Below are 22,998 nucleotides of genomic sequence, written 5' to 3'. Positions count from 1 at the left end.
GCTTCGCGAGATGATGCACAGCACCAGTCCTGGTGCCTCCGTGCCTTTCAGGTTCTGCTCCGACAATCCACTGCCTGGATGCTGTCTGGAGAGCCCGTGATGACCACAAAACTAAAAAATGCGACCCACCTGAGTGAATCGGCCAAGGTCGATCAACAATCGGTGCAGCCCTTTACCTGCTCGCAAAAGATTTATGTCCAGGGCACGCGCCCGGACATCCTGGTGCCGATGCGCGAAATCAGCCTGGACGTCACCCCGACCGACTTCGGCGGTGAAATCAATGCGCCTGTCGTGGTCTACGACACCTCCGGCCCCTATACCGACCCGAACGTCATCATCGACGTGCGCAAAGGCCTCGCCGACGTGCGCTCGCCGTGGATCGAAGCCCGTGGCGACACCGAGCGCCTGCCAGGCCTGAGTTCCAACTTCGGCCAGGAACGCCTGGCCGATGCCGAGCTGACCAAGCTGCGGTTCGCCCACGTCAACAACCCGCGCCGCGCCAAGGCCGGGGCCAACGTCAGCCAGATGCACTACGCGCGCCAAGGCATCATCACCGCCGAGATGGAATACGTCGCCATCCGCGAAAACATGAAGCTGGAAGTGGCCCGCGCGGCCGGCCTGCTGGACCAGCAACACGCCGGCCACAGCTTCGGCGCCAGCGTGCCGAAAATCATCACCCCCGAATTCGTGCGCGAGGAAATCGCCCGCGGTCGCGCGATCATCCCGGCCAACATCAACCACACCGAACTGGAACCGATGATCATCGGCCGTAACTTTCTGGTGAAGATCAACGGCAACATCGGCAACAGTGCCCTGGGATCGTCCATCGAAGAAGAAGTGGCGAAACTGACCTGGGGCATTCGCTGGGGTTCGGACACGGTCATGGACCTGTCCACCGGCAAGCACATTCACGAAACCCGTGAGTGGATCATCCGCAACTCGCCAGTCCCAATCGGCACCGTGCCGATCTACCAGGCCCTGGAAAAAGTCGGCGGCGCCGCCGAAGACCTGACCTGGGAGCTGTTCCGCGACACGTTGATCGAGCAGGCCGAGCAGGGCGTCGACTACTTCACCATCCACGCCGGCGTGTTGCTGCGCTATGTGCCGCTGACCGCCAAGCGCGTGACCGGCATTGTTTCCCGTGGTGGTTCGATCATGGCCAAGTGGTGCCTGGCGCATCACAAGGAAAACTTCCTCTACACCCATTTCGAAGACATCTGCGAAATCATGAAGGCCTACGACGTCAGCTTCTCGCTGGGCGACGGCCTGCGTCCGGGCTCGATTGCCGACGCCAACGACGCTGCACAATTCGGTGAGCTGGAAACCCTCGGCGAGCTGACCAAGATCGCCTGGAAACACGACGTGCAGTGCATGATCGAAGGCCCGGGCCACGTGCCGATGCAGTTGATCAAGGAGAACATGGACAAGCAGCTGGAGTGCTGCGACGAGGCGCCGTTCTACACCCTCGGCCCGCTGACCACCGACATCGCCCCGGGTTACGACCACATCACCTCGGGCATCGGTGCCGCAATGATCGGCTGGTTCGGCTGCGCCATGCTCTGCTACGTCACGCCCAAGGAGCACCTGGGCCTGCCGAACAAGGATGACGTGAAGACCGGGATCATCACCTACAAGATCGCTGCCCACGCCGCCGACCTTGCGAAGGGCCATCCGGGCGCGCAGATCCGCGACAACGCCTTGAGCAAGGCACGGTTCGAGTTCCGCTGGGAAGACCAGTTCAACCTCGGCCTGGACCCGGACACCGCCCGCTCGTACCACGATGAAACCCTGCCGAAGGACTCGGCCAAGGTCGCGCATTTCTGCTCGATGTGCGGGCCGAAATTCTGCTCGATGAAGATCACCCAGGAAGTCCGCGAGTATGCGGCCAACCAACGGATCGAAGCGGTGGACGTGGACGTCGCCCAAGGCCTGGCCGAACAGGCCGAGCGCTTCAAGCAGGAAGGTAGCCAGCTGTACAAGAAGGTTTGATCTGACCCGAAGGGTCGGGGCCTGAGAGGGCCCCATCGCGGGCAAGCCCGCTCCCACAGGATTTATGCAGTCCATGTGGGAGCGGGCTTGCCCGCGATAGCGATCTAAACAACAAAAAATGTTCCTCTGAGATAACACCCTTGAGCATTCAACCCAGCACTTACTCCCCCGATATCGCGGTGCCGAGCGACAAACGTGTCTTCGGCGGCCGTGATCTGTTCTCCCTGTGGTTTTCCCTCGGCATCGGCCTGATGGTCCTGCAGACCGGCGCCTTGCTTGCGCCGGGCCTGGGCCTGTCGGGTTCGTTGCTGGCGATTTTCCTCGGCACCCTGGTCGGCGTGCTGCTGCTGGCGGCCGTCGGCGTGATCGGCAGCGATACTGGCCTGTCGTCAATGGCCGCGCTCAAGTTGACCCTGGGCAGCAAGGGCGCAAGCCTGCCGGCGCTGCTCAACCTGCTGCAGTTGATCGGTTGGGGCTCGTTCGAGATCATCGTCATGCGCGATGCCGCCAGCCTGCTGGGCGCCCGCGGATTCAGCGAGGGCAGCCTGATGGCCAACCCGCTGATGTGGACCCTGTTCTTCGGCGCCCTGGCGACCCTGCTGGCGGTGAGCGGCCCCCTGACGTTCGTGCGGCAGATCCTGCGCAAGTGGGGCATCTGGCTGTTGCTGGCAGCGTGCATCTGGCTGACCTGGAACCTGTTTGCCAAGGCTGACCTGGCTGCGTTGTGGGCCCAGGCCGGTGACGGTTCGATGCCGTTCGCCGTGGGCTTCGACATTGCGATCGCCATGCCCCTGTCCTGGCTGCCGCTGATTGCGGACTACTCGCGGTTCGGCAAGCGCGCGAAAAATGTCTTCGGCGGCACAGCGCTGGGCTTTTTCATCGGTAACTTCTGGCTGATGAGCCTGGGCGTGGCCTACACCCTGGCGTTTGCCCCCAGCGGTGACGTGAATGCCTTGCTGTTGGCGCTGGCCGGTGCCGGCCTGGGGATTCCGCTGCTGTTGATCCTGCTCGACGAGTCGGAAAACGCCTTTGCCGATATTCACTCGGCGGCAGTGTCCAGCGCGACCCTGTCACGGCTCAAGGTCGAGCACCTGGCCCTGGCCATCGGTGTGATCTGCACCCTGATCGCGCTGCTGGCGCCACTGGCCCAGTACCAGAACTTCCTGCTGCTGATCGGCTCGGTGTTCGCGCCGTTGTTCGGCGTGGTGCTGGTGGATCACTTCATCCTGCGCAAGCGCGGTGCCCAGGCGACCTGCGCGGCGTTGCGCGGGTCGGCCCTGTGCGCCTGGTTGGGCGGGGTGGTTACCTATCACTTGCTGGCCAATTTTTATCCCGAGCTGGGCGCAACCCTGCCGGCGTTGATCCTGGCAGGGCTGTTGCAGCTGGTGCTGGGCCGCATCGTTACTTTCGGGCGGGAAACAGCTCGGGCTTGAGGATGCCACCCAGGCGCGAATAAGGAATCTTCAACTCGACGTGGCCCAGGGCGTAAGGCGCAATGGTGTTCACGTCGTACTTGAGCATCACCCCGGCGGTGGTCAGGGCAACGTTGGGGGTTTGCTTGAACGGCCAGGCCTTGAGGAATTGCGCTTCCTGATCCAGGCGGGTGCTGATCAGCCAGCTGTTGTGCGCCACCTGGGCGGCTTTCCAGAATGCCTGTTCCTCGCCCGGCTTGAGCATATCGGCCAGGGTCAGCACCTTGTGCTCCTGGCGCGAGTAGTTGATGAAGCCGCGTCCCGGCTTGCCAGTGGCAGTGCCGTTGTCCAGATAGCTGGACAGCTCGATGATCACCAGTCCGTCATGCTGCTCGCGTACCTTGGCCTGCAAGTAGCTGCTGTTGCGCGGGGCGGCATCGCGCAGGAACTGCTCGCGATAGGCCGCCAGCGAAGCCGGCAGTGGTGCATCGGCGGTGGTGGGGGTCATTTGCAGCAGGCGTCGTTCGATGATGCCATCCAGTTGCGGTTCGCCGGGGAAGCGCACGAGATCGATGTTGACCAGCGGGCATTCGGCACCGGTGCAGCCGGGCTTGATAGTCTCTGCGGTGTCGCGCAGGGTTTCCAGCGGCGCCTTGTAGCTAGGCTCGAACAGGCTTTGGCAGGCGCCCAGGGTCAGGGCGATACAGGCCACGGAGGCGATTTTCAAAAGTGACATGGGCGTCCTTCATGGATCAAGGGTAGGCAAAAAGTTACCGGCTTCGACTGCCAGCGGGGCGGTCAGTTCGCCACTAAGCTCAATAGTGTCAATTAGAGTAGGTTTGCCCCCCTGCCGTCTATCCCGGCAACTGCAAAGGGGCTGCATCAAAGGTGGCGAGCGCGTTAGGATGGCGCGAAGTCGAGGTTGGAGCCTCGTAGCGGATCTGCAGTAGACGAGGATTGTGATGACTGACTTTACCAATGCCACCCCGACTGTCGTCGACGTCGTGCGCACCGAGAACTGCCACAAGGGCTTCTACCAGCTCGACCGGGTACACCTGCGCCATGAGCTGTTTGCCGGTGGCATGAGCCGGGAAATCAATCGCGAACTGTTCGTGCGCCACGATGCAGTCTGCGTCCTGCCCTACGATCCGCAGCACGACCGGGTGGTGTTGATCGAACAATTTCGCGTGGGGGCCCTGGGCAAGACCGACAACCCGTGGTTGATCGAGCTGGTCGCCGGTCTGATCGACAAGGACGAACAACCGGAAGAAGTTGCTCACCGTGAAGCGCAGGAGGAAGCTGGGCTTGAGTTCACGGCGTTGTGGCCGATGCTCAACTATTTTCCGTCGCCTGGCGGTAGCACTGAATACGTGCACCTGTACCTGGGGCGGTGTGACAGTACGGGGGCTGGCGGCCTGCATGGGTTGCTGGAGGAAGCAGAAGATATTCGCGTCACGGTCTGGGACTTTGAAGATGCCCTGCAGGCCGTGCGTGATGGGCGGATTTCCAACGCGGCGAGCATTATTGCCTTGCAATGGCTGGCTTTGAACCGCGTTGAAGTGAGGGGGCTATGGTCGTAAACAAACAGCGCGACCGCTATCGGGTCGACCTGGTGGGGCTGCAAAGCGCCTGCGAGGCCAACTATGCCCGCTTGCTGCGGCTGCTGCCGGACATGCGCAATACGCCGGCGGCGCGGCGCATCGCCATGACCCAGGGCGACCAGATGCTCGGGGTGCTGACCCTCGAGGTCCTGCTGACCTGTCCCTACACCACCACCCTGCGTGTGCGCCAGGAACACAGCCTGCCCTGGCTGCCGGTGCCGCAGCTGGAGGTGCAGGTCTATCACGATGCGCGCATGGCCGAAGTGGTCAGCGCCGAACATGCGCGGCGCTTTCGCGGCATCTATCCTTACCCCAATGCCTTCATGCACCAGCCTGACGAAAAGTCCCAGCTTAACGTCTTCCTCGGCGAATGGCTGAGCCATTGCCTGGCGTGCGGGCACGAATACGAAGTGGTGCGTTAAGCGGCAGATGTGAACTGTGTCCGGTTCACGGCTTTCCTCTTTTACCCATGCCCCAGCATAATTGCGCCACTTATCCACCTGCGTGATCGCGCCTTGGGAGAACACCTTGCCGAGCGTATCGACTCTGACCGCCAACGACCCGGTCCTGCTGGTGCAGCTTTCCGACAGCCATCTGTTCGCCGAGGCTGACCGCACGCTGCTGGGCATGAACACCCGCGACAGCCTGTCGACGGTGATCGAACTGGTGCGGTTGCAACAGCCCCGGGTGGACCTGGTGATTGCCACGGGCGACCTGTCCCAGGACGGCACCTTGGCCTCCTATCAGCTGTTTCGCCGCTTGAGCGAGCAGATCGACGCGCCTGCCCGCTGGATTCCGGGCAACCACGACGAGCCGCAGGTCATGGCCCAGGCGGCCGTGCAGAGTTCGCTGCTGGAACCGTTGCTGGACATCGGCAACTGGCGGATCACCTTGCTCGACTCCGCCGTGCCGGGTTCGGTGCCGGGCTACCTGCAGGACGATCAACTGCAATTGCTCGCCCGCGCCCTGAGCGAAGCGCCCGAACGTCATCACCTGGTGTGTTTCCATCATCACCCGGTGCCCATTGGCTGTCCGTGGATGGAGCCGATCGGCTTGCGTAACCCTGAAGCGCTGTTTGCCGTGCTCGACCGCTTTCCCCAGGTGCGCGCCGTGTTATGGGGACATGTGCATCAGGAAATCGACCAACTGCGCAACGGCGTGCGGTTGTTGGCGTCGCCTTCGACCTGTATCCAGTTCGAGCCCGGCAGCGAAGATTTCCGGGTCGATACCCTGGCGCCAGGCTACCGCTGGCTGCGCCTGTTGCCCGATGGGCGGCTGGAAACCGGAGTGGAGCGGGTCATCGGATTCGATTTCACGGTCGATTACGGTTCTGACGGTTACTGAGCAGAAACACCGCTTCACGGCGATCGCGAGCAGGGATTACACCGACCCTTGTAGGAGCGAGCTTGCTCGCGATGGTCGTCAACGTTGACGCGTGCATGCAGGATAAACGCGGTGTTCTCCAGTTTATCGCGAGCAGGCTCGCTCCCACACAGGAAACAAATGTGGCAGCGAGCCTGCTCGCGATATGCCCGACTCCCTGTAAACTGCGCTTTCTTTTGCCGACCGCCAGGGAGCTCAAATGTCCGGTTCGATCCTCTACATCCACGGCTTCAACAGCGCGCCTGCGTCGAAAAAGGCCAGCCAGCTGATCGGAGTGATGGAGCGTCTGGGGCTGGCTGACCAATTGCGCGTTCCGGCCCTGCATCATCACCCGCGTGAGGCCATCGGTCAGTTACAGCAGGCGATTGCCGAGCTGGGACGGCCACTGCTGGTCGGCAGCTCACTCGGCGGCTACTATGCCACTCACTTGGCCGAGCTCCATGGCCTCAAGGCCCTGCTGGTCAACCCTGCCGTCAGTCCGCACCGGATGTTCGACGGCTACCTGGGGACGCAGCAAAACCTGTATACCGAACAGACCTGGGAATTGACCCACGACCACATCACGGCCCTGGCCGAGCTGGAAGTGCCGGCGCCCCAGGACCCGCGGCGCTACCAGGTGTGGCTGCAGACCGGCGACGAAACGCTGGACTATCGCCTCGCCCAACAGTATTACCGAGCCTGTGCGTTGCGCATCCAGGCCGGCGGCGACCATAGTTTCCAGGGATTTGCCGGACAGATGCCGGCCCTGTTGAGTTTTGCCGGCATTGGCGCAGATGTGTACCAGGCGATCGATTTCACAGCACTGTGAACCCTTGCCCCTATTTTCATGAACGACTGACGACGAGACCCCATGGCCACTCCCAGCGCTAGCTCTTATAACGCAGACGCCATCGAAGTCCTCTCGGGCCTCGACCCGGTGCGTAAACGCCCCGGCATGTACACCGACACCAGTCGGCCGAACCACCTTGCCCAGGAAGTCATCGACAACAGTGTCGACGAAGCCTTGGCCGGGCACGCCAAATCGGTCCAGGTCATCCTCCACGCCGACCACTCGCTGGAAGTCAGCGATGATGGCCGCGGCATGCCGGTGGATATCCACCCGGAAGAGGGCGTCTCGGGCGTCGAGCTGATCCTCACCAAACTGCACGCCGGCGGTAAGTTCTCCAACAAGAACTACCAGTTCTCCGGTGGTTTGCACGGGGTCGGCATTTCGGTGGTCAACGCCCTGTCGACCGAGGTCCGGGTGCGGGTCAAGCGTGACGGCAACGAATACCAGATGACTTTCGCCGACGGTTACAAAAAAACCGAGCTGGAAGTGGTCGGCAGTGTCGGCAAGCGCAACACCGGTACCAGCGTGTTCTTTGCCCCGGATCCGAAGTATTTCGATTCGCCGAAATTCTCCATCAGCCGCCTCAAGCACGTGCTCAAGGCCAAAGCCGTGTTGTGCCCGGGGCTGTTGGTCAGTTTTGAAGACAAGGCCACCGGCGAAAAAGTCGAGTGGCACTACGAAGACGGCCTGCGTTCCTACCTGGTGGACGCGGTCAGTGAGTTCGAGCGCCTGCCGGACGAGCCGTTCTGCGGCAGCCTGGCTGGTAATAAGGAAGCGGTCGACTGGGCGCTGCTGTGGTTGCCCGAAGGCGGCGACAGCGTGCAGGAAAGCTACGTCAACCTGATCCCCACGGCGCAGGGCGGTACCCACGTCAACGGTCTGCGTCAGGGCCTGCTCGATGCGATGCGCGAGTTCTGCGAGTTCCGCAGCCTGTTGCCGCGTGGAGTGAAGCTGGCGCCGGAAGACGTCTGGGAGCGCATCGCGTTCGTCCTGTCGATGAAAATGCAGGAACCGCAGTTCTCCGGCCAGACCAAGGAACGCCTGTCGTCCCGCGAGGCGGCGGCGTTTGTGTCCGGGGTGGTCAAGGACGCGTTCAGCCTGTGGCTCAACGCCAACCCGGAAACCGGCATGCTCCTGGCGGAGCTGGCGATCAACAACGCCGGCCGTCGCCTCAAGGCCAGCAAGAAAGTCGAGCGTAAACGCATTACCTCGGGGCCGGCCCTGCCGGGCAAGCTCGCCGACTGCGCCGGGCAGGACCCGATGCGCTCCGAGCTGTTCCTGGTGGAAGGTGATTCCGCCGGCGGCTCGGCCAAGCAGGCGCGGGACAAAGAGTTCCAGGCGATCCTGCCGCTGCGCGGCAAGATCCTCAATACCTGGGAAGTGGACGGCAGCGAAGTGCTGGCCAGCCAGGAAGTGCACAACATCGCCGTCGCCATTGGTGTCGATCCGGGCGCGGCGGACATGAGCCAACTGCGCTACGGCAAGATCTGCATCCTCGCCGACGCCGACTCCGACGGTCTGCACATCGCCACCTTGCTCTGCGCCTTGTTCGTCCAGCATTTCCGCCCGCTGGTGGATGCCGGTCACGTCTACGTGGCGATGCCGCCGTTGTACCGGATCGACCTGGGCAAGGAAATCTACTACGCCCTCGACGAAGCCGAGCGCGATGGCATCCTCGACCGCCTGGTGGCCGAGAAGAAACGCGGCAAGCCCCAGGTCACCCGATTTAAAGGCCTGGGTGAAATGAACCCGCCGCAACTGCGCGAAACCACCATGGACCCGAACACCCGGCGCCTGGTGCAATTGACCCTGGATGATTTTGCCGCCACCTCGGAAATGATGGACATGCTGCTGGCGAAAAAACGTGCAGGTGATCGCAAGTCCTGGCTGGAGTCCAAGGGCAACCTGGCCGAGGTTCTGGCCTGATGCGGAGCGGTTTTGCCCTCCCGTGGTTGTTGCTGGCAGGGGCTGCGTTCGCGCAGCCGGCGCCTGAGCTGACGATGCTGTCCGAGCATGCCGTGCAAGGCATGCACGGCGGCAATCTGTCGGGCCTGGCGCAATGCGGCAATGAACTGTGGACGGTTTCCGATCGCGACGATGGGCAGATCTACCGTCTCGCCACCGGCGAGGGTGTCTGGCAGGCCGAAGCGGTGCCCGTCGACGTGCCGCCGGTGCCTGACAGCGGCTTGCCCTGGGGGCTGAAGTCGCGCACCTGGGCGTCGTCGATCGTGCGCGGTGGTAACTTCGATTTCGAGGGCATCAGCTGCGACAAGGCCGGCAATCGCTACATCGTCAGCGAGGCCCATGCGGCGGTGTTGCAGGTGCCGCCGACGGGCGCCGCGCAATGGCTGAAGATTTCCCCGATGCTGGTGCGCGAAGCGCGGGCCAGTGGCATGTTGCTGCACTTCAATGCGCTGTTTGAAGGCCTGGCTGTCGACCCTGAGGGCAACCTGCTGTGGCTGGCGGCCGAGCGTGAGCGACGTGGGCTGTTGCGGCTCAAGCGGCAACAAACCGTGTGGGACTGCGACGGTGCCTGCGTGCTGCTCAGCGAAGCCGGCACACAGATGCAACCGGCGCAGTTTCCCCATGCCCGGCCGGTGTCCCGGGACTTCGCCGACCTGGCGTGGTTCGACGGCAAGCTCTTTACCCTGGAGCGCAACGCCTATGAAATCTGCCGCCGTGACGCGGTGACGGCCAAGGTCGAGCGTTGCTGGTCGTATGCCGCCGATGCCTTGCAGGCGCCGCGGCGTTATCCACAAGCCTACGGCTTGGCCGAGGCGCTGGTGATCGACGCCTCAGGTGCCTGGATCGGCATCGACAACAACAACGGCGCCCGGGTTGACGGCGAAGTCCGTCCGATCGTCTGGCGCTTCGCTGCGCCGCAGGGTGGCTGGAGCGCCAAGTCATGAGTCAGCAGGCGCCGGGAAAACGCGCCGGTCGGGTGTTGCTAGTGCTCGCCTGGTGTGCCGGGCTGTTCCTGGCAACGCAGTTTTTCGGCGCCTGGGAACAGCGTCAGGAAAACCCCAACACCCAGGTCAGTTCGCAGCAGGGTGAGGGGTTTATCGAGGTGAAGCTGGTGGGTAATGGCCAGGGACACTTCGTTGCCGATGGCCAGATCAACGGTCAGCCGGTGAACTTCATGCTCGATACTGGGGCCACCGATGTGTCGATCCCGGCGGGCCTGGCCCAACGGCTGAGCCTGGAAAAAGGTGCCGCGGTCACCCTGAGCACGGCCAATGGCCGCAGCCAGGGCTACCGGACCCGACTGCAACAATTGAAACTGGGCGACATTGTCTTGCATGACGTGCGCGCCCTGGTGGCGCCAGGCTTGAGCGGCGATCAAGTGCTGCTGGGCATGAGTGCCCTGAAACAACTCGAATTTACCCAGCGCGGCGGCACCTTGCTGCTGCGCCAGACCACGAAATGATGAGGCCCGCATGAGCGACTCCCTGGATCTCAGCCTGGACGGCGTAGAACGCCGCTCACTGGCCGACTTCACCGAAAATGCCTACCTCAACTACTCCATGTACGTGATCATGGACCGGGCCCTGCCGCATATCGGCGACGGCCTGAAGCCGGTGCAGCGACGTATTGTCTACGCCATGAGCGAGTTGGGGCTGGACGCTGACTCCAAGCACAAGAAATCCGCGCGTACCGTCGGTGATGTGCTCGGCAAGTTCCACCCGCACGGCGATTCTGCCTGCTACGAAGCCATGGTGCTGATGGCCCAGCCGTTCAGCTACCGCTACACGCTGGTGGATGGCCAGGGTAACTGGGGTGCGCCGGATGATCCGAAATCCTTCGCCGCCATGCGTTACACGGAAGCGCGGCTGTCGCGTTACTCCGAAGTGCTGCTCAGCGAGCTGGGGCAGGGCACGGCCGACTGGGGGCCGAACTTCGACGGCACCCTCGATGAGCCGCTGGTGTTGCCGGCGCGCTTGCCGAACATCCTGCTCAACGGCACCACCGGCATCGCCGTGGGCATGGCCACCGACGTCCCGCCGCACAACCTGCGCGAAGTCGCCACGGCGTGCGTGCGCTTGCTCGATGAGCCCAAGGCTACGGTCGAGCAGCTGTGTGAGCACATCCAGGGCCCGGACTACCCGACCGAGGCGGAAATCATCACGCCGCGCGCCGACCTGCTGAAAATGTACGAGACCGGCAAGGGCTCGTTGCGCATGCGCGCCGTGTACCACGTCGAAGACGGCGACATCATCGTCACCGCGCTGCCGCACCAGGTTTCCGGGGCCAAGGTGCTGGAGCAGATTGCCGCGATGATGCAGGCCAAGCCGTCCAAGGCTCCGCAGATCGCCGACCTGCGTGATGAGTCCGACCATGAGAACCCGTGTCGGATCGTGATCATTCCGGTCAACACCCGGGTCGATCATGAAGCCCTGATGCAGCACCTGTTCGCCAGTACGGAGCTGGAGTCCACCTACCGCGTCAACATCAACATCATTGGCCTGGACGGCAAGCCGCAGCTGAAGAACCTTCGTGCGTTGCTGGTCGAGTGGCTGGAGTTCCGGGTGCGCACGGTGCGTCGCCGCCTGCAGTTCCGCCTGGACAAGGTCGAGCGTCGCCTGCACCTGTTGGACGGCTTGTTGATTGCCTACCTCAACCTGGATGAAGTGATCCACATCATCCGCACCGAGGAGCACCCCAAGGCCAAGCTGATCGAACGTTTTGCCCTGAGCGAAATCCAGGCCGACTACATCCTCGACACGCGCCTGCGTCAGTTGGCGCGCCTGGAAGAGATGAAGCTGCGCGACGAGCAGGACGAACTGCTCAAGGAACAGGCCAAGCTGCAAGCCCTGCTGGGCAGCGAAGCCAAGCTCAAGAAGCTGGTACGCACCGAGCTGCTCAAGGATGCCGAGACGTATGGCGACGACCGTCGCTCGCCGATTGTCGAGCGCACCGAAGCCAAGGCGCTGACCGAGCATGATCTGCTGCCGAACGAGAAAGTTACGGTGGTGCTGTCGGAAAAAGGCTGGGTACGCTCGGCCAAGGGCCACGATATCGATGCAACCGGCCTTTCCTACAAGGCCGGGGACGGTTTCAAGACTGCTGCTGCCGGTCGTTCCAACCAGTTTGCGGTGTTCATCGACTCCACCGGACGCAGTTACTCGGTGCCGGCCCACACCCTGCCGTCGGCCCGTGGCCAGGGCGAGCCGTTGACCGGCCGTCTGACTCCGCCACCGGGTGCGACCTTCGAGTGTGTCCTGATGCCAGAGGATGATGGCCTGTACGTGATCGCCTCCGACGCGGGTTACGGCTTCGTGGTCAAGGGCGAGGACCTGCAAGCCAAGAACAAGGCGGGCAAGGCGCTGTTGAGCCTGCCGAACAACGCCAAGGTGATCCTGCCGCGTCCGGTCGCAGACCGTGACGAGAACTGGCTGGCTTCGGTGACGACCGAAGGTCGCCTGCTGATCTTCAAAATCAGCGACCTGCCGCAGCTGGGCAAGGGTAAAGGCAACAAAATCATCGGTATCCCCGGCGAACGTGTAGCTAACCGCGAGGAATATGTCACGGATATCGCGGTGCTGCCGGAAGGCGCGACGCTGGTATTGCAGGCCGGTAAGCGCACACTGTCACTCAAGGCCGATGACCTGGAGCACTACAAGGGTGAGCGTGGACGCCGGGGCAATAAACTGCCGCGAGGCTTCCAGCGGGTCGATGCACTATTGGTAGAAACTCTCAATTAAGCGGTCTAGAGCGCTCGATCTACGATTTAACGCGTAGATCGATGCTTTCGCGCTGGAGTCGCAAGGCATATTCACGGATGATATGGCCTTTCAAGCGCCGGCGTGGTCGAGCGTTCTTCATATTTTTTGAGTATTTTCACAGTGGCTGGCCTTGTGGCCGTCACCTGGATGGGATGATGACTGTTCTGCGCTTTCCTCTAATTTTGTTGCTCGCTGGCGTTCTTGGCCTGGCGGGTTGCAGCGTTCACCAGCCGGTGTCGCTGTATCAGCTGGACAGCGGCACCCCGGCACAGCCTGCGCAAAGCTCAGGCATGGCGGTGTTGCTGGGTCCGGTGTTGATTGCCGATTACCTGCAGCGTGAAACCCTGTTGCAGCGTCAACCGGACGGCAGCCTGCAAGCGTCGACCGATGGTCGTTGGGCGGGCAGCCTGTCTTCGGACATCAATCAGTTGCTGCTGCGTCAGGTCGCGGGTCAGTTGGACAGCCAACGCGTGGTCCTGGCACCGGCGACCCTGGGGTTCACCCCTGATGTGCAGGTATTGCTGTCGATTACCCGCCTGGACTCCGGCGAATCGCAACCGGCGGTGCTCGACGCCCAGTGGCGCTTGATCGATCGTCGCGGCCAGGTCCGCGATAACCGCATCATTCACCTGCAGGAGCAACATGCCGGCGGCACCGCTGCACAGGTCCAAGCCCAGGGCGTGCTGTTGCAGCGCCTGGCCGAGCAGTTGTCGGTGGCCCTGAAGCCGCTGGCCAACCAGCCACCTGTTGCCGAAGCTCCACGCAAGCCTGCTGCGGCAAAACCCACGGCCCCTGCCGAACGTGAGAAACAGCCGAAGATTCCGATGGCCGCGCCTATTCGCACGGACATGGAAGTGTTCCGCTTCTAAGCTGCACGTCGCCCCCACAAAACCCGCCCCGTGCGGGTTTTGTTGTTTCTGCCGACCCCGAAACTGCTGCTTGTAGGAGCGAGCTTGCTCGCGATGGACGTTAACGATGACGTGCATTGTCTGAATCAGCGCGTTGTTCTTGGGTTCTTCGCGAGCAAGCTCGCTCCTACCTGGTCCAATGGAGCTGCCCCCCCTTGGCAACTGCGGGACGCAATAAAAAGCCCGCAGGCGATTACTCGGCTGCGGGCTTGGGTGGGGCGCGATCGGGCCTAGGCGCGGGTCTCGTGCATGCGCGCCAGTTGTCGTTCCAGCATCGAAGGGTAGGGCTCCATCAGGCGCTCGACGCAGCAGGCGCCTTCAGGGCTGGCGATCGGACGGATGCGGGCACGCTGGCGGATCAAGGCGTCGTCGCTGATCTTGCGCTCCACCAGCAGCAGGTTACGGCTGTGCTGGGAGAGGGCGAGAGCGTCCTGGGCGGTTTCAGTCAACAGCAGGTCGATCTGGCTCAGGCCGAAGAGTTCTTCGCCCAGGGTCAGGCCCAGTTGCAATTGCAGGGTGATGCCGCTGTCGGCGACTTCGATCTGCAACTGATGGCCGAGGGCGCGCAACAGCTCACCGCAGCAGATGGCGTTGGTCAGGTAGTCTTCGCCGCTGTCCTGGGTGTGGAACAGCATCAGGGTGCTGCCGTCGTTGAGCGTGTGCAGCTCGCTCTCGTACAGCGATGCAGCCTGGTCCAGGCAGTCGCGGTAGCGGTCCAGCAACTCGGTCAGGCGTGCCCGCGGCAGGCGCCGCAGTTGCTCCTGGGCGCCCAGTTGCACGGCGAGCACGGCGCTGAACTGCGGCTGGCTGGAGGCGACGACCTTGGGCTGTGGCTTGACGACTACCGCGCTGGTGGCGCTGTCGCGAACATCGGCGAACGGGTCTTCATCGTCGTTCGTTTCGTCTTCTTCGGCGCTGATCACATGCCGAGGTGCCGCTTTCAGGCTAGCCACCGGGGCGCTTTCATCGAAGCTCGGGTCCCGCAGGTTGCGCACTTCGAACGCTGGCTCGTCGTCCTCGACATCATCCAACTCATCGATTTCCGGCTCGTCAACCACCGCCGGCGCTACCGGCTCAGGGGCAAAGCTGGCGTGCAGCTGGCGTGCCAGGTCGCCGATCTCGTCCTGGCGCTGGGTGGCCGGGGTGTGTTCGTCGATGTCACGCAGCCACACCCGCAATTGCATGAGTGGCGTGGAGATGTTGCGCCCCAGGCGCAGGCTCAGGGCCAACGCCAGGGCCAGCAGGATGGCGCTGAGAATGCCCATGCTCTGCAGGCTGATGGTCATCGGCTGTTCGAACTGCTGCATGTCCAGGCTGATGCGCAATTGCCCGGCCGACACGTCCTGGAAGGTGATCTTGCTCTCGTACATGCCCTGGGTTTCGCCCAGCAGGCCCTGCTTGGGACGTTGCCCCGCCTCGGCCAGGATCCGGTTGTCCACGCTATAAATAGCGGCGTGGGCCACCAAGGGGTTCTTGGTCAGGTTGTTCAGCAGCACGTTGAGGCTGAGGATGTCGTTGGACACCAGCAGCTCGGTGGCCGAGGTTGCCGTCTGGGTGGTCAGGCTCTGACCCAGGGCATCGGCCTGTTCGTGCATTGCCTGTTTGAACTGCAGACCCATCACGCAGGCGTAGATCACCAGGGCCAATGCGACCAGGATCACGTTATGGCTGGCAATGCGCAATGCAATCGGTACACGGCGGTGGCGCAGTGCACGGAAGATCAGCAGGAAGAAGTTATCGGGTTTGACTGGCGTGGGCCGGTTCACTGAGCTCGGCTCTTTTGTCCGTGGAGTTGACGCGCAGTATAGCGATAGCCCCCAGACCGGCAAAGCGCTCGCTGTGCCCGATGGTCACTGAATGTGGGTAGAATGCGGTTTTTTTCCACTTGCGGGGGTGCGCCTTGCGCGAAATCGTCCTGATAAACATCACGGGAGTCGACCGTCCGGGTCTGACTGCGGCCATTACCGGTGTTCTGGCCCAGGGTGGTGTGAACATTCTCGACATCGGCCAGGCGGTGATCCACGACACCCTGTCGTTCGGCATCCTGGTTGAAATTCCCGACACCGAGCAAGGCAAGTCGGTGCTCAAGGACATCCTGTTCACGGCTTACAAGCTTGATCAGCAGGTGCGGTTCACTCCGGTTTCCGAAGAGGACTACCAGCAATGGGTCGGCAACCAGGGTAAAAAACGCCACATCGTGACCCTGCTGACGCGCAAAGTGACAGCCGAGCAATTGCAGAGCGTGAGCTCGATCACTGCCAAGTACGGCCTGAACATCGACCATATCGACCGCCTGTCCGGGCGCATGCCGCTGGACACTCCGGCCGACAAGGGCAAGGGCTGCATCGAGTTTTCGGTGCGCGGCGAGGCGGCTGATCCGCAAGCGCTGCGGGCCGAGTTCCTCAGCGTGGCCCAGGAGTTGAACGTCGATATCGCGTTCCAGGAAGACTCGCTGTTTCGCCGCAACCGTCGCCTGGCGGTGTTCGACATGGACTCGACGCTGATCGAGGCCGAGGTCATCGACGAACTGGCCAAGGCGGCCGGCGTCGGTGAGCAGGTGTCTGAAATCACCGAGCGGGCCATGGCTGGCGAGCTGGATTTCCGTGCCAGCTTCAAGGAGCGCCTGGCCTTGCTCAAGGGCCTGGACGTCGGCGTGCTGGATTCCATCGGCGCCTCGCTGCGCTTGACCGAAGGTGCCGAAACCCTGTTCGCCGAGCTCAAGCGCCTGGGTTACAAGACGGCGATCCTGTCTGGTGGCTTCACCTACTTTGCCAAGCAGCTGCAAGCCAAGCTGGGCATCGACTACGTGTTTGCCAACGAATTGGAAGTGGTCGACGGCAAAGTCACCGGGGTAGCGGTCGAGCCGATTGTCGACGCCCAGCGCAAGGCGGATCTGCTGCGCGAACTGGCGCACAAGGAAGGATTACGTCTGGAACAGACCATTGCAGTCGGTGACGGGGCCAACGATCTACCGATGCTGGCGATTGCCGGGTTGGGTGTGGCGTTTCGCGCCAAGCCGCTGGTCAAGCAGTCGGCCAAACAGGCGATTTCCACCCTCGGGCTGGATGGAGTCCTGTATCTGCTGGGGTTCCGCGATCGCGACGGTCAACTCTGATACACCACCTATAAATGTGGGAGCGGGCTTGCCCGCGAAGAGGCCGGTACATTCAACATCTATGTTGATTGTGCCGACGCTTTCGCGGGCAAGCCCGCTCCCACAAGGTACAGCGTGGACTTTAGGCTTTTGGTGAGCCGAGACCCTGGCCCATCACCACTGGCGAACCTGCTGCCAGTTCTTCAGCCCACTGGATCTGGTCCGGACCAAACAAGACGATAGCCGTCGAACCCAGCTTGAAGCGACCCAGCTCCGCACCTTTTTCCAGGTGAATCGGTGCGCGGGCGGCTTCGTCGTAGCGGAAGGTCTTCAGTTCGCGCTTGGGTGGCGTGACCAGCCCGGCCCAGACGGTCTCGATCGAGGCAACGATCATCGCACCCACCAGGACCACGGCCATCGGGCCACGCTCGGTGTCGAAAATACAGGCTACACGTTCGTTGCGGGCAAACAGCTCCGGTACGTTTTCGGCAGTAGTCTGGTTGACCGAGAAGATCCGCCCCGGGATGTAGACCATTTCGCGCAGGGTGCCAGCCAGCGGCATGTGCACGCGGTGGTAATCCTTGGGCGACAGGTAGATGGTGGCGAAGTCGCCGCCCATGAACGGCGCGGCATTCGCGGTGTCGCCACCCAGCAGTTCCAGCACGCTGAAGCTGTGGCCCTTGGCCTGGAACACACGGCCGTGCTCGATCGGGCCGAGTTGGCTGACCGCACCGTCGGCCGGGCTGAGGATCGCGCCCGGGGTCTGGTCCAGTGGCCGAGCACCGTCTTTCAAGGCGCGGGTGAAGAACGCGTTGAAGTGCTCGTAGGCGGTCAGGTCTTCGACCAGCGCCTGGGACATGTCTACCTGGTAGCGCTTGGCGAACCAGGCGGTGAAGGCATTCTTGAACCAGCGCACGCGGCATTCGGCAATGCAGCCGGCCAGACGCGAGAGCAGGTGGTGGGGCAGCAGGTACTGGCTGAGGATAAACAAACGCTTTTTCATTAACTGTCCTTAAAAACCTTAAATCTCAACGGGCGTATCGGGATGGTTGCCCCATTCGCCCCATGAACCGGCGTAGCCTTTGACCCGCGGATAACCGAGTGCCTTGGCCACCAGATAGGTGAAGCCAGAGCGGTGGTGGGTCTGGCAGTGGGTAATCACTTCTTTGTCAGGGGTAATGCCAAGCTGCTCGAGGATCTGCGGCATGTCGCTGCGGATGCGCAACTGACGCGCCTGATCCATGCCCGCGGTCCACTCGAAGTTGATCGCACCGGGAATATGCCCGCCCTTGGCCGCCAGGACTTTCTCCCCGGAATACTCCAGCGGGCCGCGTGCATCCCAGATCGCCAGGTCGGCGGCGCCGAGGCGGCTTTGCAGGTACTCGCGGGTGGCCGTGGGGCCCTCGTGCAAGGTCAGCCCGACTGGGCCGCCGACCGCCGCCGGAACCTCGCCAGACAGCGGCAAGTCTTCGGCCTGCCAGGCCAGCAACCCACCGTCGAGGTAGTGATAGCGGTGGTGACCGATGACATCCAGCAGCCAGATGAAGCGCCCGGCCCAACCGCCGCCTTCGTCGTCGTACACCACGTAGACCGCATCGGGGTTATGCCCCAGCTCGCCGAACAGGGCTTCGAGTGCCGCCTGTGAAGGCATCAGGCCCGGTGCTGGCGGCTGGCCCAGTTGGGTGCGCTTCGGGTCGACGAAGCGTGCGCCGGGGATATGCCCTTGCGCATAGCGGGCGCTGCTGGTCAGGTCCACCAGGATCAGTTCGCGGGCGTCGAGGCGGGCGCGCAGGTCGCCCGGCTCGATCACCAACGGCAAGCCAGAGAAGTCAGGCATGTGAGGTCTCCAGAGCACAAAGGGAGACGATTGTAGCGCAAGCACTAACAGAGGGCTTGTGATCAATGAGGGAGGGGGGGCGAGCAGGCTCGCCCCCCAGGGGTCATCCCAGGTTCGGCACCTTGGCGATCACCGGCAGGCCCAGGTAGCGGCGCACGTCCGAGTCGGACTTGAGGCTGTCGTCGAAGAACTCGATCACGAAGGCCAGGCCGATCCCGCCCAGCAAGCCACCGACCAGCACGCCAATCAACACCATCCACAGTTTCGGGCTGACCGGCTTGGTATTGACGGTTGCCCAGCTCACTACCGAGACGTTGCCGATTTGTGAGCTGGCCTGTTCGTTGAGGAAGCGGGTCTCCTCGAGTTTCTCCAGGTACAGCTTGCGGCTGTCGCGCAGTACCCCGAGTTTCTGCTCCAGTTCCTTGAACTGGGCTTCGACGTTGTTGATTTCGTTGAGCCGGGTGACATCCGCCGCCTCCTGCTCCTTGAGGGTGGCCAGGCCCTGGCGATAACCGGCCATGGCCGCCTCGCTTTTCATCAGGTCATCGCGCACGCGGGCGTTGAGCGGGTTGATCCCGCGCCGCGAGTTGGTGTCGCGCTGGCCGCGTTGTTCGGCGATCCCGCGTTCGACCACGGTGATTTGTTCACGCAGTGAGCTGACCTTCGGATCGCTCGGCGACAGCCGTGCGATGGTGTCGGCCTCCTGGCGCTTGAGGTCAGTCAGCTGCTTGTTCATCTCGCTCAGGGCGTAGCTGTTGGAGCCTTGCTGGCCGTCGAGTTCGGTCACCTGGGGCAAGCCGCTCAACTGACTGCGCAGCACACCGATCTGCTTGTCGGTCTGCTCGACCATCAATGAGGTGGTATCGATGTTCTTGCGCGCATCCTTGAGCTTTTCGATCTGCATGCTGCGTTGCAGGTCGACATCCATGATCTGCCGGTCATTGCGGAAGTGTTCCAGGGTGCCTTCGATGCCCTTGATCTGGCCGTCGAGCTCTTCCAGTTGGGTAGAGATAAAGCCGGTCTGCTCACGCTGGTAGACCCTGACCCGTTCGGTGAGGTAGTGCTTGACCAGCTCGTTGACCCCCAATGCGGCGGCCTGCGGCGATTTGCTCTTGAGCGTGACCTCGATGATGTTGGAGCTCTTGACCGGTTCTGCACTCAGGTCATTCTGCAAGCGCGAGATGGCTTTGCTGCGCAGGTCGCGGTTGCCTGATTGCGGGAAGAAGAAGCTCTCGAGACCGGCGTAGGCCTGGGTAGCCATCTGCAGCCAGCCCTTGGGCGAGTACCAGGGATGGTTAATGTCGATGCCGGGAAACAGCACTTGCGGTGTCAGCTTGTCCACCACCTGTTCGGACAGGCCTTCGCTGGTGATGATCTCGGCTTCGGAGTGCAGTTGTTCTTCGCGCACCACCGACATCATCGGCGTGCGGAACTGGCTGCTGCTCAGCACCGGCATGTAGATGTCTTCCTGGCCCAGGCGCACCAGGAGGCGGGCGGTGGCGTCGTAGGTTGCCGGGTACACCTTGAGCCCGACAAAACCACCGATCAACACCGCCAGGAAGAAGCAGATCGCGACATAACGCCGCTTGAAGAGAATATTAAGAACGTCGCGGATACTCATGTTCATCCCCTCTTATTGGGCGTATTGGCGATACACGGCGGCGGCGGGCCGCTCGGTACCGTCCGCACGAATCAGGCCGAAATTCCCCAGGCCATCGGGGGACTCGTAGTCCTCCAGTGAAAACCAGTAGACCCGCTCGACATCGGCCGGCAGGTCGCCACGCAAGCCCTTGCCGAAGCTTTTGCCGCTCAGGTGCTGGTTGATGTAGTCCAGGGTGGCCTTGGTCTTGGCGCTCTGCTGGGCTTCGGTCACGCCCAGGGGCGGCGCGGCGACCACATAGCCCAGCTCAGTGATCCAGATCGGCTTGCTCGACTGGCGCAGGTGCATGAACAGTTGCAGGTTGAAGAGTTTGCCCAGGTAGGTGTTGTCTTCCTTGCTGCCGACAAACCCCATCTTGGCCAGGCTGCTTTCGTCGGCGTCCATGTCCTGGGGGGCGTTGATGCCGCTGGCGTCCTTGTTGAACAGGTACGGGTGCACCGCCAGGATGTCGAAGTACTCGCCGTAGGAGGGGTCGATATCCCAGAGCATCCACAGGTAGGTGATGTCATTGCGCGAGATACCGGCGTGTACCAGTTTGATGCTCGGCCGTTGTTCCGCCACCGCGTGACTCACGGCTTTCATCATCTTGACGAAGTCCTTGGGCTTGGGCGACGGCCCCCAGAATTGCGGGGTGTTGGGTTCGTTCCAGATCTGCCAGTAGGTGATGCCGGCCTTGGTGGTGGGGCCGTAGCGTTCGATACAGGCTTTGATGAAGGCGGCAAAGTTGTCGTAGTAGTCGCTCGAAGGCGCCAGCTCGTAGGTGCCGCTGGATTTGAAGGCGAGCATTGGCAGGGCCCAGTTCGGCGCGTAGTGGACGATCGGCAACAGCTCGATATCCTGCTCGGCGGCGGCCTTGACCAGGTTGTCCATCGGGGTCCAGTCGTAGACGCCTTTCTGGCCTTCCACCAGGCGCCACTCCCAGTCGATACGCACCTGCTTGACGCCCAGCGAACGGGCCAGGGCAAAGCGTGCGACCAGCTCTTCGTAGCCGCCACCGCCCCACTTGGCGTTGATCCCGTATTTCATCTCGGCCTGCGCCACGGGCACCAGCAAACAGGCGAGCAACCCCAGCAGCAGGCTGCTCCAGAGCCTCACGCGTGGATTAGAAGGTGCCATCCGAACTGTCCCCGCTGTTGTAGTTGCGGTTGACCGAGAAGCCGAAGTTGATGCCTTTGAACAGCAGCAGGTCGGTGATGTATTGCGTCACCCACAGGTTGGCGTTGGCAATTGGCGAGCGCGGGACATAGATCACGTCGTAGGGTTGCAAAGCCACGGCCATGTCGTTCTTGCCCAGCTCGATGGCCTGGTCGCTCAGGTCCAGGTGGTAGCTCTTGGGCTCGCCACTTTCCTGCTTGCGGATCAGCACCACGGATTCCGGGTGCGCGGTGTAACGCAGGCCGCCGGCACGGTAGATCGCCTGCATCACCGTGATGCCACCTTCCATGGGGATGACCTGGGGCTTGGCCACTTCGCCGCCGATGTACGCGCGAAAGCCCTTGAAGGACTTGACCATCACCGACACGCTCGAATCACTGAGCTTGCCCGTGTAGGCCTTGCTGATGGCCGCGCTCAGTTCGTCGGGCGTCAACCCGGCGGCCTTGATGTCCGAGACCCGCTGCATACTGATGAAGCCATCGGGCCGCACCGGGATCGCCTCGTCGTAGTCCTTGGCGGTGTAGAACTTGATGTCCAGGTCATCGCCGGGACGGATCAGGTATTTTCCGCCGGGCACCACCCCATCCTTGCCTAGCAGCGGCAAAGTCTGCGACCCAGCCATCTGTTCGGTCTTGATCGTTGTACAACCACTCAGCAGGCCCCCCATCAGTACAGCGGTTAGCAGAAACTTCGCGCTCGCCCCACACCAGTCCATGATCGCCATGTCCGTTCTTATCCCCAGGTGAAATTCATGTTTTTCTTGGCCACGGTTACAACCAGCGATACAACCACTCCGGAATAAAGTTGAGGGTACGATTGAGCACCACGCCCAGAATGTTGCCGCCGCTGTCCTCGAGGCGGTCGCATACGTACTTGGCGGCATGGCGTCGGCTCTTGTTGGCCTGTGCGACCAGCACAATCGAATTCATGTGGCGAGCGGCAACGATCGACACGGGGGCGAACGTCGGCGACGGCATGTCCCAGAGCACCAGGTCAAAGTGCTCGCGCAGGCGCTCGGCCAGTTTCGCCGGCGATTCACCGCCGTGGCCCAGCAGCTTCAGGCAACTGTTGACCGACAGGCTGATGCGTACCACCGAATGGTTCGGCACCCGCAGGCGCTTGAGGTCGCCGGCGAGCATTTCGGTGTCGTCGACATTGGCGCTGACTTCGATCACCAGCACGCTGCCGAAGGCGGCCGCCAGGTGGCTGGCGGCCTGCTGCGCGACAAAGGTGGTGCCGACCTTGCGCGCCACACCGATGAACATCAGTTGCGTGAGTGCCTCGTCAGTGGCGTCGCGCAGGACCCTGGCCATGATTTCCTGCATCGGAAACCTCAGTCTTGCCTCGTCTACACCCGCAGAGGGCACGATGGGATGACTGATTGCATTCATGATTGATTCTTCCTTA

The 22,998-nt window shown here is 62.4% G+C and carries 20 protein-coding genes; 12 read left to right on the top strand and 8 right to left on the bottom strand.

Annotated features, from left to right (window positions below; genetic code table 11):
• The first annotated feature begins 99 nt into the window (after nucleotides 1–99).
• Nucleotides 100–1,989, top strand: coding sequence for a phosphomethylpyrimidine synthase ThiC (gene thiC / locus ACIOVD_RS19545; protein ID WP_401129691.1), 1,890 nt, complete (start codon nucleotides 100–102; stop codon nucleotides 1,987–1,989).
• Nucleotides 1,990–2,129: 140 nt separating this feature from the next.
• Nucleotides 2,130–3,422, top strand: coding sequence for a putative hydroxymethylpyrimidine transporter CytX (cytX, locus tag ACIOVD_RS19540; RefSeq protein ID WP_401129689.1), 1,293 nt, complete (start codon nucleotides 2,130–2,132; stop codon nucleotides 3,420–3,422).
• Here the strand turns inward: cytX and ACIOVD_RS19535 are convergent.
• A complete protein-coding gene (locus ACIOVD_RS19535) occupies nucleotides 3,391–4,137 on the bottom strand; it encodes an RsiV family protein (RefSeq protein WP_095169615.1) in 747 nt (248 codons plus the stop codon). The genes cytX and ACIOVD_RS19535 overlap by 32 nt on opposite strands.
• Before the next feature lie 226 nt (nucleotides 4,138–4,363).
• Between ACIOVD_RS19535 and ACIOVD_RS19530 the strand changes: the two genes are divergently transcribed.
• The 9 genes from ACIOVD_RS19530 to ACIOVD_RS19490 all read left to right on the top strand — a co-directional run bounded on the left by ACIOVD_RS19530 (nucleotide 4,364) and on the right by ACIOVD_RS19490 (nucleotide 13,806).
• Nucleotides 4,364–4,981 carry an NUDIX domain-containing protein gene (locus tag ACIOVD_RS19530; RefSeq protein WP_095169614.1) on the top strand — a complete coding sequence of 206 codons (618 nt, stop codon included), beginning with the start codon at nucleotides 4,364–4,366 and terminating at the stop codon, nucleotides 4,979–4,981.
• Entirely contained in the window at nucleotides 4,972–5,424 is a 453-nt protein-coding gene (locus tag ACIOVD_RS19525) for a DUF1249 domain-containing protein (protein WP_159993402.1), read from the top strand. The genes ACIOVD_RS19530 and ACIOVD_RS19525 overlap by 10 nt, the downstream gene beginning before the upstream one ends.
• Nucleotides 5,425–5,530: 106 nt before the next feature.
• Nucleotides 5,531–6,346, top strand: a complete 816-nt coding sequence (gene cpdA, locus ACIOVD_RS19520; protein ID WP_401129686.1) for a 3',5'-cyclic-AMP phosphodiesterase — start codon at nucleotides 5,531–5,533, stop codon at nucleotides 6,344–6,346.
• 238 nt (nucleotides 6,347–6,584) lie between these two features.
• On the top strand, nucleotides 6,585–7,193 hold the full coding sequence (locus ACIOVD_RS19515) for a YqiA/YcfP family alpha/beta fold hydrolase (protein ID WP_095169611.1): 609 nt from the start codon (nucleotides 6,585–6,587) through the stop codon (nucleotides 7,191–7,193).
• Nucleotides 7,194–7,235: 42 nt separating this feature from the next.
• Nucleotides 7,236–9,140 carry a DNA topoisomerase IV subunit B gene (parE, locus tag ACIOVD_RS19510; protein WP_095169610.1) on the top strand — a complete coding sequence of 635 codons (1,905 nt, stop codon included), beginning with the start codon at nucleotides 7,236–7,238 and terminating at the stop codon, nucleotides 9,138–9,140.
• Nucleotides 9,140–10,123 carry an esterase-like activity of phytase family protein gene (locus ACIOVD_RS19505; RefSeq protein ID WP_401129683.1) on the top strand — a complete coding sequence of 328 codons (984 nt, stop codon included), beginning with the start codon at nucleotides 9,140–9,142 and terminating at the stop codon, nucleotides 10,121–10,123. The genes parE and ACIOVD_RS19505 overlap by 1 nt, the downstream gene beginning before the upstream one ends.
• Nucleotides 10,120–10,641: a TIGR02281 family clan AA aspartic protease gene (locus ACIOVD_RS19500; protein ID WP_401129681.1), complete on the top strand. Its 522-nt coding sequence runs from the start codon at nucleotides 10,120–10,122 to the stop codon at nucleotides 10,639–10,641. Before ACIOVD_RS19505 ends, ACIOVD_RS19500 begins: the two co-directional genes overlap by 4 nt.
• A gap of 10 nt (nucleotides 10,642–10,651) precedes the next feature.
• Complete coding sequence (gene parC / locus ACIOVD_RS19495) at nucleotides 10,652–12,916, top strand: DNA topoisomerase IV subunit A (RefSeq protein ID WP_401129679.1); 2,265 nt, start codon at nucleotides 10,652–10,654, stop codon at nucleotides 12,914–12,916.
• 176 nt (nucleotides 12,917–13,092) lie between these two features.
• The gene (locus ACIOVD_RS19490) at nucleotides 13,093–13,806 is read left to right on the top strand and encodes a membrane integrity-associated transporter subunit PqiC (RefSeq protein ID WP_095169606.1); all 714 of its coding nucleotides are present in this window, start codon (nucleotides 13,093–13,095) and stop codon (nucleotides 13,804–13,806) included.
• Between the two features lie 269 nt (nucleotides 13,807–14,075).
• Here the strand turns inward: ACIOVD_RS19490 and ACIOVD_RS19485 are convergent, their stop codons facing one another.
• Nucleotides 14,076–15,611, bottom strand: coding sequence for an AhpA/YtjB family protein (locus tag ACIOVD_RS19485; protein WP_401129677.1), 1,536 nt, complete (start codon nucleotides 15,609–15,611; stop codon nucleotides 14,076–14,078).
• Between the two features lie 134 nt (nucleotides 15,612–15,745).
• Here ACIOVD_RS19485 and serB point away from each other — a divergent pair, with 134 nt between their 5' ends.
• Nucleotides 15,746–16,960: a phosphoserine phosphatase SerB gene (gene serB, locus ACIOVD_RS19480; RefSeq protein ID WP_095169604.1), complete on the top strand. Its 1,215-nt coding sequence runs from the start codon at nucleotides 15,746–15,748 to the stop codon at nucleotides 16,958–16,960.
• 121 nt (nucleotides 16,961–17,081) lie between these two features.
• Here the strand turns inward: serB and asd are convergent, their stop codons facing one another.
• The 6 genes from asd to ACIOVD_RS19450 form a co-directional block, all read right to left on the bottom strand.
• Nucleotides 17,082–17,942 (bottom strand): archaetidylserine decarboxylase, encoded by an 861-nt coding sequence (asd, locus tag ACIOVD_RS19475; RefSeq protein ID WP_320333500.1) that lies wholly within the window; start codon nucleotides 17,940–17,942, stop codon nucleotides 17,082–17,084.
• Between the two features lie 18 nt (nucleotides 17,943–17,960).
• The gene (gene rhdA, locus ACIOVD_RS19470) at nucleotides 17,961–18,776 is read right to left on the bottom strand and encodes a thiosulfate sulfurtransferase (RefSeq protein WP_095169602.1); all 816 of its coding nucleotides are present in this window, start codon (nucleotides 18,774–18,776) and stop codon (nucleotides 17,961–17,963) included.
• Between the two features lie 103 nt (nucleotides 18,777–18,879).
• Complete coding sequence (locus ACIOVD_RS19465) at nucleotides 18,880–20,397, bottom strand: GNVR domain-containing protein (RefSeq protein ID WP_159987314.1); 1,518 nt, start codon at nucleotides 20,395–20,397, stop codon at nucleotides 18,880–18,882.
• Between the two features lie 12 nt (nucleotides 20,398–20,409).
• Nucleotides 20,410–21,552, bottom strand: coding sequence for a hypothetical protein (locus ACIOVD_RS19460; protein WP_159993414.1), 1,143 nt, complete (start codon nucleotides 21,550–21,552; stop codon nucleotides 20,410–20,412).
• Complete coding sequence (locus ACIOVD_RS19455) at nucleotides 21,539–22,213, bottom strand: polysaccharide biosynthesis/export family protein (protein WP_159993416.1); 675 nt, start codon at nucleotides 22,211–22,213, stop codon at nucleotides 21,539–21,541. The genes ACIOVD_RS19460 and ACIOVD_RS19455 overlap by 14 nt, the downstream gene beginning before the upstream one ends.
• A 148-nt stretch (nucleotides 22,214–22,361) precedes the next feature.
• On the bottom strand, nucleotides 22,362–22,982 hold the full coding sequence (locus ACIOVD_RS19450; RefSeq protein WP_143501236.1) for a CpsD/CapB family tyrosine-protein kinase: 621 nt from the start codon (nucleotides 22,980–22,982) through the stop codon (nucleotides 22,362–22,364).
• Nucleotides 22,983–22,998 lie beyond the last annotated feature (16 nt).

This window comes from Pseudomonas sp. NPDC087626 (assembly GCF_044743405.1).
In the GTDB taxonomy this organism is placed as follows: domain Bacteria; phylum Pseudomonadota; class Gammaproteobacteria; order Pseudomonadales; family Pseudomonadaceae; genus Aquipseudomonas.
Note: the sequence above shows the minus strand (reverse complement) of the source record. Positions and strands in the feature narration are given on the sequence as shown.

Bases quoted from the DNA above. Each gene is read 5' to 3' on its own strand.
- rhdA (WP_095169602.1), bottom strand. From the start codon at position 18,776: ATGCCTGACTTCTCTGGCTTGCCGTTGGTGATCGAGCCGGGCGACCTG.
- parC (WP_401129679.1), top strand. From the start codon at position 10,652: ATGAGCGACTCCCTGGATCTCAGCCTGGACGGCGTAGAACGCCGCTCA.
- ACIOVD_RS19450 (WP_143501236.1), bottom strand. From the start codon at position 22,982: ATGAATGCAATCAGTCATCCCATCGTGCCCTCTGCGGGTGTAGACGAG.
- ACIOVD_RS19515 (WP_095169611.1), top strand. From the start codon at position 6,585: ATGTCCGGTTCGATCCTCTACATCCACGGCTTCAACAGCGCGCCTGCG.
- ACIOVD_RS19460 (WP_159993414.1), bottom strand. From the start codon at position 21,552: ATGGCACCTTCTAATCCACGCGTGAGGCTCTGGAGCAGCCTGCTGCTG.
- ACIOVD_RS19455 (WP_159993416.1), bottom strand. From the start codon at position 22,213: ATGGCTGGGTCGCAGACTTTGCCGCTGCTAGGCAAGGATGGGGTGGTG.
- ACIOVD_RS19465 (WP_159987314.1), bottom strand. From the start codon at position 20,397: ATGAGTATCCGCGACGTTCTTAATATTCTCTTCAAGCGGCGTTATGTC.
- ACIOVD_RS19535 (WP_095169615.1), bottom strand. From the start codon at position 4,137: ATGTCACTTTTGAAAATCGCCTCCGTGGCCTGTATCGCCCTGACCCTG.
- ACIOVD_RS19490 (WP_095169606.1), top strand. From the start codon at position 13,093: ATGACTGTTCTGCGCTTTCCTCTAATTTTGTTGCTCGCTGGCGTTCTT.
- ACIOVD_RS19530 (WP_095169614.1), top strand. From the start codon at position 4,364: ATGACTGACTTTACCAATGCCACCCCGACTGTCGTCGACGTCGTGCGC.
- parE (WP_095169610.1), top strand. From the start codon at position 7,236: ATGGCCACTCCCAGCGCTAGCTCTTATAACGCAGACGCCATCGAAGTC.
- ACIOVD_RS19505 (WP_401129683.1), top strand. From the start codon at position 9,140: ATGCGGAGCGGTTTTGCCCTCCCGTGGTTGTTGCTGGCAGGGGCTGCG.
- ACIOVD_RS19500 (WP_401129681.1), top strand. From the start codon at position 10,120: ATGAGTCAGCAGGCGCCGGGAAAACGCGCCGGTCGGGTGTTGCTAGTG.
- thiC (WP_401129691.1), top strand. From the start codon at position 100: ATGACCACAAAACTAAAAAATGCGACCCACCTGAGTGAATCGGCCAAG.
- asd (WP_320333500.1), bottom strand. From the start codon at position 17,942: ATGAAAAAGCGTTTGTTTATCCTCAGCCAGTACCTGCTGCCCCACCAC.
- ACIOVD_RS19525 (WP_159993402.1), top strand. From the start codon at position 4,972: ATGGTCGTAAACAAACAGCGCGACCGCTATCGGGTCGACCTGGTGGGG.